General features: G+C 61.5%; 12 protein-coding genes and 1 pseudogene. 5 read left to right on the top strand and 8 right to left on the bottom strand.

Annotated features, from left to right (window positions below):
* Window positions 1-29: 29 nt before the first annotated feature.
* Window positions 30-338 (bottom strand): class I SAM-dependent methyltransferase, encoded by a 309-nt coding sequence (locus AC0T4W_RS09185; RefSeq protein WP_476318716.1) that lies wholly within the window; start codon window positions 336-338, stop codon window positions 30-32.
* A 543-nt stretch (window positions 339-881) separates the two neighbouring features.
* Between AC0T4W_RS09185 and AC0T4W_RS09180 the strand changes: the two genes are divergently transcribed.
* Complete coding sequence (locus AC0T4W_RS09180) at window positions 882-1,826, top strand: alpha/beta fold hydrolase (RefSeq protein WP_476318715.1); 945 nt, start codon at window positions 882-884, stop codon at window positions 1,824-1,826.
* A gap of 94 nt (window positions 1,827-1,920) precedes the next feature.
* Window positions 1,921-2,943 (top strand): lipase secretion chaperone, encoded by a 1,023-nt coding sequence (locus AC0T4W_RS09175; RefSeq protein ID WP_476318714.1) that lies wholly within the window; start codon window positions 1,921-1,923, stop codon window positions 2,941-2,943.
* 51 nt (window positions 2,944-2,994) lie between these two features.
* Here the strand turns inward: AC0T4W_RS09175 and AC0T4W_RS09170 are convergent, their stop codons facing one another.
* On the bottom strand, window positions 2,995-3,429 hold the full coding sequence (locus AC0T4W_RS09170; RefSeq protein WP_090253443.1) for a DoxX family protein: 435 nt from the start codon (window positions 3,427-3,429) through the stop codon (window positions 2,995-2,997).
* A 125-nt stretch (window positions 3,430-3,554) separates the two neighbouring features.
* Window positions 3,555-4,940: an MltF family protein gene (locus tag AC0T4W_RS09165; RefSeq protein ID WP_476318713.1), complete on the bottom strand. Its 1,386-nt coding sequence runs from the start codon at window positions 4,938-4,940 to the stop codon at window positions 3,555-3,557.
* Between the two features lie 237 nt (window positions 4,941-5,177).
* Here AC0T4W_RS09165 and AC0T4W_RS09160 point away from each other — a divergent pair, with 237 nt between their 5' ends.
* The 3 genes and pseudogenes from AC0T4W_RS09160 (at window position 5,178) to AC0T4W_RS09150 (ending at window position 7,566) form a co-directional block, all read left to right on the top strand.
* Window positions 5,178-5,996 carry a TatD family hydrolase gene (locus tag AC0T4W_RS09160; RefSeq protein WP_476318712.1) on the top strand — a complete coding sequence of 273 codons (819 nt, stop codon included), beginning with the start codon at window positions 5,178-5,180 and terminating at the stop codon, window positions 5,994-5,996.
* Window positions 5,997-6,099: 103 nt separating this feature from the next.
* Window positions 6,100-6,696: pseudogene (locus AC0T4W_RS09155) on the top strand (HAMP domain-containing protein); the annotation flags it as partial.
* Entirely contained in the window at window positions 6,682-7,566 is an 885-nt protein-coding gene (locus tag AC0T4W_RS09150; protein ID WP_476323542.1) for a methyl-accepting chemotaxis protein, read from the top strand. The pseudogene AC0T4W_RS09155 and the gene AC0T4W_RS09150, both read left to right, overlap by 15 nt.
* Before the next feature lie 16 nt (window positions 7,567-7,582).
* On the opposite strand, the gene AC0T4W_RS09145 is transcribed toward AC0T4W_RS09150, so the two are convergent.
* The 5 genes from AC0T4W_RS09145 to AC0T4W_RS09125 all read right to left on the bottom strand — a co-directional run bounded on the left by AC0T4W_RS09145 (window position 7,583) and on the right by AC0T4W_RS09125 (window position 13,196).
* Window positions 7,583-8,380 (bottom strand): acyl-CoA thioesterase, encoded by a 798-nt coding sequence (locus tag AC0T4W_RS09145; protein ID WP_476318711.1) that lies wholly within the window; start codon window positions 8,378-8,380, stop codon window positions 7,583-7,585.
* A gap of 107 nt (window positions 8,381-8,487) precedes the next feature.
* Complete coding sequence (locus tag AC0T4W_RS09140; protein ID WP_476318710.1) at window positions 8,488-9,261, bottom strand: CHAD domain-containing protein; 774 nt, start codon at window positions 9,259-9,261, stop codon at window positions 8,488-8,490.
* A gap of 73 nt (window positions 9,262-9,334) precedes the next feature.
* Window positions 9,335-11,329, bottom strand: a complete 1,995-nt coding sequence (locus AC0T4W_RS09135) for a transglutaminase TgpA family protein (protein WP_476318709.1) — start codon at window positions 11,327-11,329, stop codon at window positions 9,335-9,337.
* Entirely contained in the window at window positions 11,326-12,282 is a 957-nt protein-coding gene (locus AC0T4W_RS09130; RefSeq protein WP_476318708.1) for a DUF58 domain-containing protein, read from the bottom strand. The genes AC0T4W_RS09135 and AC0T4W_RS09130 overlap by 4 nt, the downstream gene beginning before the upstream one ends.
* Entirely contained in the window at window positions 12,279-13,196 is a 918-nt protein-coding gene (locus tag AC0T4W_RS09125) for an AAA family ATPase (protein ID WP_476318707.1), read from the bottom strand. Before AC0T4W_RS09125 ends, AC0T4W_RS09130 begins: the two co-directional genes overlap by 4 nt.
* Window positions 13,197-13,229: the final 33 nt, after the last annotated feature.

Raw genomic sequence — 13,229 nt, 5'->3', positions numbered from 1 at the left:
TCAAAGCTGCTGCATCATTCAACGAGCAGTCAGCGCCGAGTGATCAGCCCCTGCCTGGCCACCCGCGCCAGCTGACGCACGGTTTCTTCCAGTTGCTCAGCCGACGGCGCCTCAATCACCGCCATATCGAAGTAATGACTGGCAAAGCGTGCCAGAGATTCGCCATCGTGGACAAAGTTGATCAGAAAGGTTCGCGGCCCCGGCCAACGCTTGGGCCAGCCGTCCAGATAACGCAGCAGGGTTGGCTGGTGGCTACCACCCAGGAGGATTTTCGGATTGCGCAAGGCCAGCCCAGAAGTGATCGGGGCCAGGCGAATAAGCGGTTGGGGACAGTGCATCGATATGTCTCCGCCTCATTGGGTCCGCTGGGCAGCGGTGAGAGGCGACACCGAACCAGCGCTTTAGCGGAATTTCAAAGCCTCCGAAGAGTGCTTCTCAGGGCGCTGCAATCAGCAGGTAACCCGGCGCCCCGCAAGTAGCTGTTTAAATCGGCGCATGGGTCGGCATCCTAGAGAAGCCCGCGCAACGCTGTCAAGGCGCTCGGCTACAGCCATGCCCAACTCCCCCAACCTTTGATTGGTGATACCGCTAATCGGCCAATCGGCCTACATTTTTGTCGCCGGAGCGCAGGTCGCGGCTCCGTCATATGGGGCCTGAATCCAGGCTTACGGTGTTTCACCCCGTAACAAACCACGGCACTGCGCCAACACCTGGTTGCCCACAACTTCGATGTAGTGCCCGTGGCAGAGGGCTACACGGCTGTTTGCGGCTACTGGCATGGTTTCTGCCAATACCCTTGGGCTGATGTACACGCCACGGGATCGGCGTTTTGGCGGCATGGACTGCCTTGAACTGCCTGATTAACCCTAGCGAGAGCACCCATGAACAACAATAAAACCTTGCTCGCCCTCTGCCTGGGCGCCGGTTTACTGGCCTCCGGCAACACCCATGCCTTCTGGTTCGGCTCCTCCGGTTACACCCAAACCAAATACCCGGTCGTACTGGCCCACGGCATGCTCGGTTTCGACAGCCTCCTCGGGGTTGATTACTGGTACGGCATTCCTGCCGCGCTACGCCGTGACGGCGCCAGTGTTTACATCACCGAAGTCAGTCAACTGAACACCTCAGAAGCTCGCGGCGAAGAACTGCTGGCCCAGGTGGAAGACATTGTCGCCATCAGCGGCAAGCCCAAGGTCAACCTGATCGGCCATAGCCATGGCGGGCCGACCATTCGCTATGTCGCCGCAGTCAGCCCTAACCTGGTTGCCTCGGCCACCAGCGTCGGTGCGCCACATAAAGGCTCGGCCACTGCCGACTTTATTCGCCAGGTTCCGCCAGGTTCGGTCGGGGAAACCTTGCTCGCCGGCATCGTCAATGGCCTCGGCACACTGATCAACTTCCTCTCCGGCAGTTCCAGCACCAGCCCGCAGAACGCTCTGGGCTCGCTGGAATCGCTCAACAGTGAAGGCGCGGCGCGCTTCAACGCCAAGTTCCCGCAAGGCATTCCCACCACCGCCTGCGGTGAAGGCGCCTACAGCGTGAATGGCGTGCGCTACTACTCCTGGAGCGGCACCAGCCCGGTGACCAATATCATCGACCCGAGCGACCTGCTGCTAGGCGCCACCGCGCTGACCTTCAAAGGCGAAGCTAACGACGGTCTGGTCGGTCGCTGCAGCTCACGCATGGGCAAGGTGATCCGCGATAACTACCGGATGAACCACCTTGATGAGGTCAACCAGACTCTGGGCTTGACCAGCCTGTTCGAGACCGACCCTGTCACGGTCTATCGCCAGCATGCCAACCGCCTTAAAAACAACGGTCTGTAACAACTTCGCCAGGGGCGGCATCCAGCCCCTGGCGTTTCTGCCCACCTTGTCTCGCAGTGCCGCCTGACCCAGCCTGTACATATGAAGAGTGCCTGTGAAAAAACTCCTACTGCTAGCACCTATTTTGTTTGCCGCCTGCCTGGCTCTGGCGCTGTACCTGCAACCTATGGATGTTCCAGCACCGCTCAGCGTCGATACGCCACAGCTCATACACCGCACTGAAACGCCGCCCGCCACACACAGCCAGAACGGCGCGCAGACCAAGGCAGGGCCATTAAAACGCCTGCCCGTCTCATTTGGCGGCACCACGGTGGATGGGGTGTTTCGCCTGGATGCCAATGGCAATCTGCTGATCAGCGAAGACATCCGGCGGATCTTCGATTACTTCCTTGCCGCAGCCGGTGAAGAACCGCTGCGTACCAGCGTCGAGCGGCTGCGCGCCTATATCGCCGCAGAGCTGCCGGCCACTGCCCGCGAACAGGCCCTGACCCTGCTCAACCAATACCTCGATTACAAACGTGAACTGGTACTGCTTGAACGCGACCTGCCGCAAATGGCCAATCTGGATGCCTTGCGCCAGCGCGAGACTGCGGTGCAGGCGCTGCGCGCGCGGATCTTCGATAGCCAAACGCAGCAGGCGTTCTTCGCCCGCGAAGAGGCCTACAACCAGTTCACCCTGCAACGCCTGGCGATTCTGCACAACAGCCAACTGGACGATGCCGGCAAAGCCGCCGCCGTCGACCAACTGCGCAACAGCCTGCCAGCCGAAATGCAGGACACCGTGCTGCCACAACTGCAGAACGAGCTACGCCAACAGACCGCGCAATTGCAGGCAACTGGCGCCAAACCGGAACAGATCCGCCAGCTGCGTCAGCAACTGGTCGGCGCCGAAGCCACCCAGCGCCTCGAAGTTCTCGACCAGCAGCGGCAAACCTGGAAAAAGCGTATCGCCCAGTACAGCACTGCAAAAGCCGCCATCGAAAACAACCCCGGCATGAGCGCCCGTGACAAACGCACAGCCATTGCCCAGCTGGCTGCCGAGAACTTCGATGAACGCGAACAACTGCGCCTGGAAGCCGCCGAACAACTGGCGACGAAGAACAAGCCCAAGCCCTGAAACGCAGAAAGCCCACCGAAGTGGGCTTTCTGCTGGCTGCTGCCGAGTCGCTTAACCGGCGATGCGCTTGTCCAGCGACAGCTTGCCAGCACCTTCAATCAGGATCGCGACGCTGATCGCCAAGAGCGCTAGTGCGAACTCATACCCGTTGTTGCTCATAAAGAAGCCATTGGCCAGGTGCACAGTGGCAATCGCCACCACCATGGTCACCGCCAGCACCGCTGCAGCTGGGCGGGCCAGCAGGCCGATGATCAGAGCAATGCCACCGAAGAACTCGGCGCTACCGGCCATAAGCGCCAGCAGGTAGCCCGGCGCCAAGCCGATGCTTTCCATCCACTGGCCTACGCCTTCCAGGCCGTAACCGCCAAACCAGCCAAACAGCTTCTGCGCGCCGTGGGCGGCAAAGGTGATGCCGGCGATGATGCGCAGCACGGTCAGGCCATAGCCAGCCTGGGTCGCAACAACAGATTTGATCAGAGCGTTCATGTGCAGCAATCCTTGTAGTGGGGAGTGATGGCGTGAAGATTAAACTAATTAACCAATATTTAAAGCCAATAAAATCGCTTTAATACATCGATTAAACTAATAGATCGAACCTCCCAGGCTGAACGCTACGGTTCCAGCAGATAGCGCTCACGGTCATAGGCAAGGTAGTACTTGTTGACGCTATTCACATAGCTGACCACGCCCATGCCCATCTGCTCCATGGCCACCCGCTCGACCTGAAAAAACCACTGATTGGGATTTAGACCGCGCCTGCGGGCTTCTGCCCGCAGGCTTTGCACCCGTTGTGGGCCCATGTTGTAGCCGGCCAGGATAAAGGCCATGCGCTCGCGTTCGTTAAGTTGCGGGCTGTTGAAGTAGTTGCGGCGAATCATCGCCAGGTACTTGGCGCTGGCCTGCACATTGTTATCCAGCACGCTGATATTGCTGACGCCAACGCTGCGCGCGGCAGCCGGGGTGATCTGCATCAGCCCAGTCGCGCCACCGGCACCGCGTGCCGCTGGGTTGAGGGTGGATTCCTTGAAGGCCACGGCAGCCAGGGTCAGCCAGTCGAAATCATGCTGATTGGCATAGCGCTGCAGCACCGGACGGACCTTTTCCAGGCGCTGACGCTCGGCGCGGCCCAGCGGGTAATGCACCTTGTACAGACGCCGGTAGACGCGCAGGAACGCCGCATCCTGATCAGCCGGGTCACGGTAGCCCTTGAGAAAGCGGTCGATGCTCGCGCCGAGCATTGGCGTATCACGGCGCACGTACCAGCGCATATCGCCGTCATTGGCCAATTGCAGGTGACGGTCCAGGCGCAGCTTGGGCATCACCTTGGCCCAGCGCTCGGCAATCGGCTGCTCGACCGCCGTGACGCTGAAGATGCCGGCCTGGACCATCTCCAGCACATCCTCAACCGCCAGGCTGGGATCGACCCACTCGACGATAATCGGCGACCGTTTGCTGTCGATCAACCGTTGATTGACCGCCCGCACCGCTTCCCCCGCCACACTGCCCGCAGGCAAGGCCAGGCTGCGCCCGGAGAGCTGCTCGAGGTTCTGGTAACGCCGGTTACCCTGTTTGGCGACGATGATCAGTGGCACATTGCTGCGGATTGCCGCGCTGGCGCTGAGCTTGCTGCCGCGCGGCATATTCAGCAGCTCACCAGGTGCAACCAGATCACCCTCGCCGCGCTGCAAGGCGGCCAGCAGCTGATCCTTGGCGCGAGGGATGATCTTCAGCTTGAGCGTGCGGCCACTGCGCGAGTTGCGGTTGAGGTACTGCTCGAAGGCGCGCATGCGCTGGTACTCGACACCGATGCTCTGCCCCTTGACCTCGCCCGAGCTGTTGCGGCTTTGGTTGACCAGCACGCGTAATTCACCACTGTCGCGGATGCCCGTCAGGTCACGGGAGGTCTTGGGCTGCCCGACCTCCAGCGGTCCAACCACACGCGCCACCGCTGTGCAGGACAGCAGTAATAGGCAGCAGGTGAATAGCACTCGCAACATCAAGGCTCCGGGGCAGAATCGGTCGGTAAAATCAGCGCAGCGGCTTGTCTAAACAGGCCGTTTACAAGGCAACTGACCCCGCGCGCGGGGCGCGGAGGGTCGCACAGCCCGCATCTGGATGCCAGCCAGCAATCATGTTCAACATCATGTATAGGCTTTAAGTAGCTGTATTTATTGGCTTTTAATCTATCAAAAAAGCTCTGTTATGCTGGCCCAATCAATTCAGCAGGTAGCACCATGCAACTCATCGACATCGGCGTCAATCTGACTCACCCAAGCTTTGCCGAACAACGCGAAGCACTCCTCGCTCGCGCTTATGCCGCGGGCATCCAGCAAATGCTGCTGACCGGCACTAGCCTGGCGGAAAGTCAGCACGCCCTGGAGCTGTGCCGGCAGCTGGATGACCGCGCCGAGCATTTGTTCAGCACCGCTGGCATTCATCCCCATGACGCCAGCAGTTGGAACAGTGACAGCCACGACCAACTCAAAGCCCTGCTGAGCGACCCCAGAGTACGTGCAGTGGGCGAATGCGGGCTGGACTTCAACCGCGACTTCTCACCCAGGCCACAACAGGAGCTGGTGCTGGAGCAACAACTGGCCTTGGCGGTGGAGCTGCAGTTGCCAGTATTTCTGCACGAGCGCGATGCCGACGAGCGCCTGCTGGCCATCCTGCGGCACTTCCGCGACCAACTGCCGGCAGCCGTGGTGCATTGTTTTACCGGGGAGAAGCGCGCGCTGTTCAATTACCTGGATCTGGACCTGCATATCGGCATCACCGGCTGGATCTGCGACGAGCGCCGTGGCAGCCATCTGCATCCACTGGTCAAGGAAATCCCCCGTGGCCGCCTGATGCTGGAAAGTGACGCGCCCTTCCTGCTGCCGCGCAGCCTGCGGCCGAAACCGAAGAGCGGCCGTAATGAGCCGGCCTTTCTCGTCGAGGTGTTACGTGAAGTGGCGCTGCACCGTGGTGAAACCGAAGAAGTACTGGCTGCCCATACCAGCGCTACGGCCCAGGCTTTCTTCAACCTGCCCGCGTTCAAGGGTGCTGTCAGCTAATCGGCCAATAGGTCATTGTTGATAAGGATCAATAGATCCACTGTGAGGCTGAGCGACACTACTGGCACTTTGCCAAGCCTCCACCTCACACAGAGACACCTGCATGGGCCATTGGATCAGCGACCTTTCCCTGAAGTACAAATTCTGGGCCGTAAATGCCGTGGCCTTCTTTACCACGCTGCTGCTGGTGCTCTATGCGCTGCAGCTGGAACAGCAGGTGCATCACGACGCCGCCAAGCAGGCCGCACAGCAGCAGGCACGCTTATTAAGCCAATGGCCGCAGGAACAGGCTTTGCCAAAGGCCGACAACCTGCTGAGCTTTGCCAGCGGGCAGACGCCACGCCTGCCGGATAATCAGGGCAGCGCCCTGACCAATGCACGGGGCTGGGTCGATTTGCAGGGCAGCGAGGGTCTGATCGGCGCCGAAGTGATCGTTCGTGAAGACGGTCAGCGCCTGGCCATCACCGCTTCGGCGCCGAGCCTGACCGAGGTTTTTTTCGACCGCGCACCCAGCTACGCCCTGGTCGTCGCGCTGTTGATGCTGCTGTTGCTGGCGGCCTCGCAGTTGCTGATTCGCTTTCTGCTCAGCCACCTCAACACTCTCAAGGACGTGATGCTGCAGGTGGAAAAAAGCGGAGACCTCAGCGCTCGTGTGCCACTGGACTGCAAAGATGAAGTGGGCCAGATGGCCAGCGCCTTCAATGCCATGCAGGCCGGTTACCAGCGCGTAGTTGGCATCGTCGCGCAGTCGGCGGCGCAGCTGGATAAAGGGGCTGAGCGCCTGGCCGGCAATATGCGCGATGTGCGCCAGGGCATGCTCGAACAGCAGAGCGAAACCGAACAGGCGGCCACGGCGATCAACGAGATGTCCGCCACCGTGCACCATATCGCCGAGCACACGGCCGACACTCGCGACCAGTCAAAGAACGCCGAACACCTAGCGCACAGCGGGCAGCAGGCGGTCAACCGCGTGAGCCTGTCGATTTCAGGGCTGTCCAGCGGCGTGCAGCAGACCGCACAGATGATTGAACAGCTGGCAGTCGACAGCCAGAAGATCGGCGGCGTGGTCAGCGAGATTCACGGCATCGCCGAACAGACCAATCTACTCGCGCTGAACGCCGCCATCGAAGCCGCCCGCGCCGGCGAAATGGGTCGCGGCTTTGCCGTGGTGGCCGATGAAGTGCGCAACCTGGCCAAACGCGTGCAGGACTCCACCGACCTTATCACCCAGATGATCAACACCCTGCAAAGCGGCACCCGCGATGCCGTTGACTTTATGCAGGACAGCTCGATCAAGGCGGATGAATGCGTCAAGCAGGCCGGTGAAGCGGGTCAGGCGCTGGTGGCGATCACCGAATCCGTGGCGCATATGCGGGAAAGCAATACGCAAATTGCCGTGGCGGCGCAGCAACAGAGCCAGGTGGCGGAAGAGATGAATCGCGCGGTGATCCGCATCCGCGATGTAACCGAACAGACCGTCGGCCAAACCGGTCAGTCAGCAATTACCAGTACCGACCTGGCCAACTTGGCTGGTGAGCTGAATAAGGCTATTCGCCAGCTCAAGTTATAGAGCTGGCTTAACAGGCTTAGCCGAACACCGCAACTGTCTGCCGGCTGATCGCCAGCAACTCACCGGTCGACGACCACAGCGCCGCCGCAACATGGCCGTAGCCATCGCGAGCATGTTCTATCTGCGCGCGGTACAGGCACCAATCCAGAGTACTCAGCTCGCTCATTGGCTGGACGAACTCGATGGTCCAGGTCAGTGAGCTACCCGGTGCCGGCGCGCTCAGATGTGGCAATACCGCAGGTGGCCAGGCATCCACCAAGGCCAGCAAGTGGGCTTCACTGGCCGGTTCAGCAACGCCTTGGTCACGCAGGCGCACCCAGCCGCCCATTTCGCGTGAAGGATTATTGGTAAACGGCATGCCGCCAAACGCCCAGCGCATGGCCAGAAACCGCGTGAATTCTGGGGTGACGTTGGGGATATACGGCAACTCCTGGCACGCCTCCACCGCCTTGGCCTGCGGCGCCGGATCGGCCTGTACCGCGATGCGCGACTCGCGCCCGGCACCAAAGCTGCCCTGTACGATGGTCACCACCTGGCCATCCTGTATCGCCCGGCCGAGCAGCTGGCTAACGGCCTTGCCTTCGCGCAGCACTTCCACTTCAAAACTCACCGGCACATCCGGCGCGGTTGGGCCAACAAAAGTAATCGCCAGGGAGCGCGGCGGTCGCCCGCTCGGCACCTGGGCGCGCATGGCCTCATACACCAGCGCTGCTACCAGACCGCCAAAACTGGCACGGCCCTGCCCCCACTGCGCGGGAATCAGCACGGCCTGCGGGTTGTCGCGCACGGCCTGAAGTAACTCGGAAAAACCCATAAACACCTCTACATCTGAAGATGCGGGTGATCTTAGGGCAAAGACGCCAGCGAATGACACGACATTTCGGCCAAACAAGCCGAATGTATAACGACTTTTCAGCCAAGTCAGTCGCTGCTGCGAGCAAATCCTGCGGTCAGTGCCTGCAGGGCGAGATCGGCCTGCTGTTCGGCCTGTTGCAGTGCCGCCTGCCAAGCCGGCACGCACGGCTGCAAATCCGCTTCAGTTTGTGCGCGCAACAGCCACTGCCAGTGGTCGTGCCAGTCGCCCAGCGCCGACTGCGCCTGTTTCAGCTGCATGCGCGTGCGCCCGGACAACTCGGCCTGCTGCGGATAGGCCTCGGCTGCGTAGCGCAGTCGTTTGACCAGCAAGCGCAGGCGATGACGGTCATGGGCGGGATCAAGCAACGCCTGCACCAGGTGCTTGCGGTCCTTGCGCAGACGCTGCTTGATCAGCTTCGGCATGCCACGCAGTTGCCCGTCGCTGGCAGTCTCGCGCCACTGTTGCGGCCAGTCATCCAATGTGTTCAACAATTGCGCCAACGGCGCACTGTCCAGCAGCTGCAGGTAGCCTTGCTGCAACAGAGGCAGGCGCGATTGTGCGGCGCTATTGAGCCCTTGCTGTTGCAGGTAGCTCTGCAGCACCTCAAGGTCGCGCAGCGGGCCGGTCAAACGGCCCAGCTCGGCTGCGCGCTGCTGCAAGCCCTCACAAACGGCGACCGAGGACAGCGGCCGCAACAGGCTGCGCAATTGACGCAAGGCGATACGCAGATCGTGCAAGGCCTCATCGTCGGTGGTCACGCGCAGCCGTTCACGACAGGCAAACACGCGCATGTGTATGCGCAGTACGTGTCGTGGCACCTCATCAATCAAGTCTTGCATCGCATCCCCCGGTGAAATTGCCCCCCAGCATATGTGCTTATGTATTAGCCACAAGTGGCCAATAGTCGCGGCACTACGGCTCCAGGCGAGTAAGCCGCCAAGGCAAGGCCCGCCTGAGCGCCTTTAGATACTGACGTAACTGCAGGGCAGAAGGTTCTTGCCCGGCATAACGCTGCGCCTCGAAGGCGGCCGCAAAGTCAGCAATTTCCTGCGCCTGGGCCGGTATCTGCTGGGCTGCCCGCGCAGCGTAGTCGCGCGGCCCTTCGCCGGGTTTACGCGGCACACCATGGCGCGCCAGCAAACCCTCAAAACGGCGGAACAGGCGCTGCTGCAGATCGCGCTCACGCTGCCAGGGTTTGAACAACCAGAGCGCAAGCAAACCGAGCAGCAGCGCCCCACCGCCGACCAAGCCGATCACCAGCGACTGAGCATCCACGCGGCCCAACCAACGCTGGAGAAACTCCAGTTGCTGCTGGCTCTGGTAACCCAACACCCAGCGCTGCCAGCCGTAATTGACGTTATCCCAGGCCAGGCGCAACTCATTCAACCAACTGAGGTTGCGGTAGCGCAGCGGGGAAAAGGGCGAATCTTCAAGAAAGCTTTGCTCGCCCGCCAGGGCCTCTTCCAGGCCCATGTCGATCCGCTCCGGCGCCACCTGAAAGGTCGGGTCAACGCTGACCCAGCCCTGCCCCGCTTGCCAGTACTCGACCCAGGCATGGGCATCGAACTGACGCACCTGTACGTAGTTGCCTGCCGGATTGAACTCGCCACCCTGATAACCGGCCACCACCCGTGCTGGAATGCCCGCCGCGCGCAGCACGTAGGTCATGGCACCGGCGTAGTGGGCGCAAAAGCCGCTGCGGGTCTCGAAGAGGAAGTCATCGATATTGTTCACCCCCAGCCTTGGCGGGCGCAGGGTGTAGGCAAAGGGTTCGCGGTTGAAATGGCTAAGCAGCGCTTGTACCAGTTGTTCGGGCTGCGGATGCTCACGCTTGAGCTGCTCGGCCCAGGCGCGGCTACGCGGCTCGCCTTGCTCCGGCAACTGCAACGCACGGCGCAAGGTTTCCCGAACAGGTTGCGGCTCACGCAGCGCCTCGGGCCATGAAGTAGCCTGATAGATCAGCGAGCGGTCCACCGGCTGGCGGCGCTGCAGACGGAAATCGCTCATCTGTCGGGTTTGCTCCAGCGAGGTTTGCGCCACATCCAGGGCAAATAGCCAGCGCTGTGAGCTCGGCTGCATCACGATGCTGTAACTCAGCGCTTCGCCTCGCTTCTGCCACTGCGCGCTGGGGCCAAACTCGGCGTAATCGGATTGCGACCAGCGCCGCCCATCGAAGCGATCCAGGGTCAGCGCGCGCCAGTACAACTCACTGCGCGGCGGTGTTTCGCCATTGAAACTGGCGCGAAATGCCAAGGCGGCAGAACGGCTCAAGTCGGCGATATCCGCTGGGGCCATACTGTCCGACAGACCAGTGGTGGCTTTGTCATTCGGCACCGGCAACGACCACAACGGCCCCATGCGCGGGAAGAACACAAACAGCAGCAGCATCACCGGCAGCGCCTGCAGCAGCAGCCCACCAGCCAGGCGTGCGGTCGGCCAGGGCTGGGTGGCCAGGCTGCTCTGCTGCAGGCCAATCAAGGCCGCGAGCAAGGCGGTCACCGGCAGCAGGCTGTAAAACGCCATCAACATGCTGTCATCAAACAGGTAGGCGGTGACCACCACAAAGAAGCCGAGAAAAATCAGCACCAGCGCATCACGCCGCGTACGCATTTCCAGCAGTTTGAGCACAAACGCCGCAATCAGCAGCACGACCCCGGCATCCAGACCAATCAGGCTGCCACGGGATAGAAATACCCCAAGTGCCGCCGCCAACATTAAACCGCCCTTGGCCCAGGCATTCGGGTAGCGCGCCCGCATGCGAAAAATCTGAATGCGCCAGGCGGCGCTGCCCAGCCACAGGCCGATGATCCACAGCGGCAAATGCGGCAAATGGGGAAGAATCACCAGTACCTGCGCCACCAGCAGCCAGGTCAGGCTGATCCGTGGAATCGCGGTAACCCGGCTCATGGCGCACGCCCGAACAGCGCCAAAGCGCGCAGGCAGGCATCGCGGTGCAGCTCGCCGCTATCGGCGCCCAGCACCTGTCCCGGCAGGCTCAGGGCAAACGGCTGCTGACGCTCGGACAACTGCAGCACCCAGTGGCAAAGCAGCGACAGACGGGTTTCCACATCACCGGCCAATGCGTCGAAATCCAGGTACAGATCACGCCCAGTGATCGAGGCAAAATCCTTGACCAGCAACCCCTGGCCACGGGAATAGGCTTTCCAGTGCAGACGACGCTTGGAATCACCCGGCTGATAAGTCTTCAGCCCCTGGTAATCGTCCACACCCTGACCATGGGGGCGGCTGCCCTCCTCGTCCTGATCCTCACTGGCACCAGCGGACAGCGGCAGATCACCGGACAAGGGCTGCGGATAAACCAGCACGCGCTGATCCAGATCAATCCAACTCCAAGCCACCAGAATCCCCAGCGGGAAACGGCTCTCGACCCGCAGACGACCGGGCCGTAGCCAGCCGCGTTGCAGCGCCGGCAGGTTTAACTGGCATTCGGCCACGCCTTCGGCCGGCACATCCAGCGTTTGCAACTCGGCCGGTGGCCAACCCAGGCTGACGGCCTGATGAGGCCGCTGACTGCTTTCCAGACGCACGCGAAAGCCGGCTGGCTCGCCGACGAATACCGCTGGTGCACTGCCGGCCTTGAGGATCAACCCGGCCAGGTTGCGGTAGGTGTGCAAAATAGCGACAACAAACACCGAGGCCAGCAGAAAGGTCAGGCCGTAGGCCAGGCTGTTCTGGTAATTGATCGCTGTCAGCAGCATCAACAGCAACGCCATCATAAAGGCCGCGCCAATCCGGCTGGGGATGATAAAGATCCGCCGCTGGTTCAGCCGCACACTGGCAGCCGCCGGAATCCGCCGGGCCAACCAGCGGTTCCAGCGCGGTTTAAGCTGGGCGATCAAAGCGCCGGCACCTCACGCAGCAACCACTGCACCAGGCTGCCGGCGCCATGTCCGGCGGGGTCAGCGCGCTCGCGCAGGCGATGGCCAACCACAGACGGCAGCACGGCCTGCACGTCCTCCGGAATCACGTAATCACGCCCCGCGAGGAAAGCCCAGGCCCGCGCCGCCGCCAGCAGCGCCAGGCTGGCCCGTGGCGACAGGCCCCAGGCGAACTGCGGCTGGGTGCGAGTGGCATCGACCAGGCGCAGCACATAGTCGACCAACGCATCACTGGCGCGCACTTTGGGGATTTCCGCCTGTATAAGCGCCAGCTCAGTGTGATCGAGCAGTGCCGGCAGGCTCGGCAACAACGAGCGCCGCGAGTCACCCAGCAGCAAGGCTTTTTCTGCGGCCTTACCGGGATAGCCAAGGGACAGGCGCATCAGAAAACGGTCCAGTTGCGACTCGGGCAACGCAAAGGTGCCGCCCTGACTCACCGGGTTCTGCGTGGCAATGACAAAGAAGGGTTCGGGCAGCGGCCGGGTCGCGCCTTCGATGGTTACCTGGCCTTCTTCCATGGCTTCGAGCAACGCACTCTGGCTTTTCGGCGTGGCGCGGTTGATCTCATCGGCCAGCACCAGTTCGGCGAAGATTGGCCCTGGGTGAAAGATAAATTGCCCGGTGTCCTTATCAAACACCGAGGTGCCGAGAATGTCGCCCGGCAGCAGGTCGGAAGTGAACTGAATGCGCTGGAAACTCAGGCCCAGCACCTTGGCCAGGGCATGGCTGAGGGTGGTTTTGCCCATGCCGGGCAAGTCCTCGATCAGCAGATGGCCCTGCGCCAATAGGCAGGTGAGCGCCAGACGCACCTGCGCCTCCTTACCCAAAAGCACGTGATTGACCGTTTGCAGCACAGTTTCCAGTTGGGCGCGCATGTATCACTCCTTTAAGACCGATTGATGATGCTA

The sequence above is a fragment of the Pseudomonas sp. C7.1 genome (assembly GCF_056312395.1).
The sequence above is the reverse complement of the archived record's forward strand: the minus strand, read 5'-3'. Positions and strand labels throughout refer to the sequence as shown.

Excerpts from the sequence above, each read along its gene's own strand:
- AC0T4W_RS09185 (WP_476318716.1), bottom strand. The coding sequence starts at position 338 with ATGCACTGTCCCCAACCGCTTATTCGCCTGGCCCCGATCACTTCTGGG.
- AC0T4W_RS09180 (WP_476318715.1), top strand. The coding sequence starts at position 882 with ATGAACAACAATAAAACCTTGCTCGCCCTCTGCCTGGGCGCCGGTTTA.
- AC0T4W_RS09170 (WP_090253443.1), bottom strand. The coding sequence starts at position 3,429 with ATGAACGCTCTGATCAAATCTGTTGTTGCGACCCAGGCTGGCTATGGC.
- AC0T4W_RS09165 (WP_476318713.1), bottom strand. The coding sequence starts at position 4,940 with ATGTTGCGAGTGCTATTCACCTGCTGCCTATTACTGCTGTCCTGCACA.
- AC0T4W_RS09160 (WP_476318712.1), top strand. The coding sequence starts at position 5,178 with ATGCAACTCATCGACATCGGCGTCAATCTGACTCACCCAAGCTTTGCC.
- AC0T4W_RS09150 (WP_476323542.1), top strand. The coding sequence starts at position 6,682 with ATGGCCAGCGCCTTCAATGCCATGCAGGCCGGTTACCAGCGCGTAGTT.
- AC0T4W_RS09145 (WP_476318711.1), bottom strand. The coding sequence starts at position 8,380 with ATGGGTTTTTCCGAGTTACTTCAGGCCGTGCGCGACAACCCGCAGGCC.
- AC0T4W_RS09140 (WP_476318710.1), bottom strand. The coding sequence starts at position 9,261 with ATGCAAGACTTGATTGATGAGGTGCCACGACACGTACTGCGCATACAC.
- AC0T4W_RS09135 (WP_476318709.1), bottom strand. The coding sequence starts at position 11,329 with ATGAGCCGGGTTACCGCGATTCCACGGATCAGCCTGACCTGGCTGCTG.
- AC0T4W_RS09125 (WP_476318707.1), bottom strand. The coding sequence starts at position 13,196 with ATGCGCGCCCAACTGGAAACTGTGCTGCAAACGGTCAATCACGTGCTT.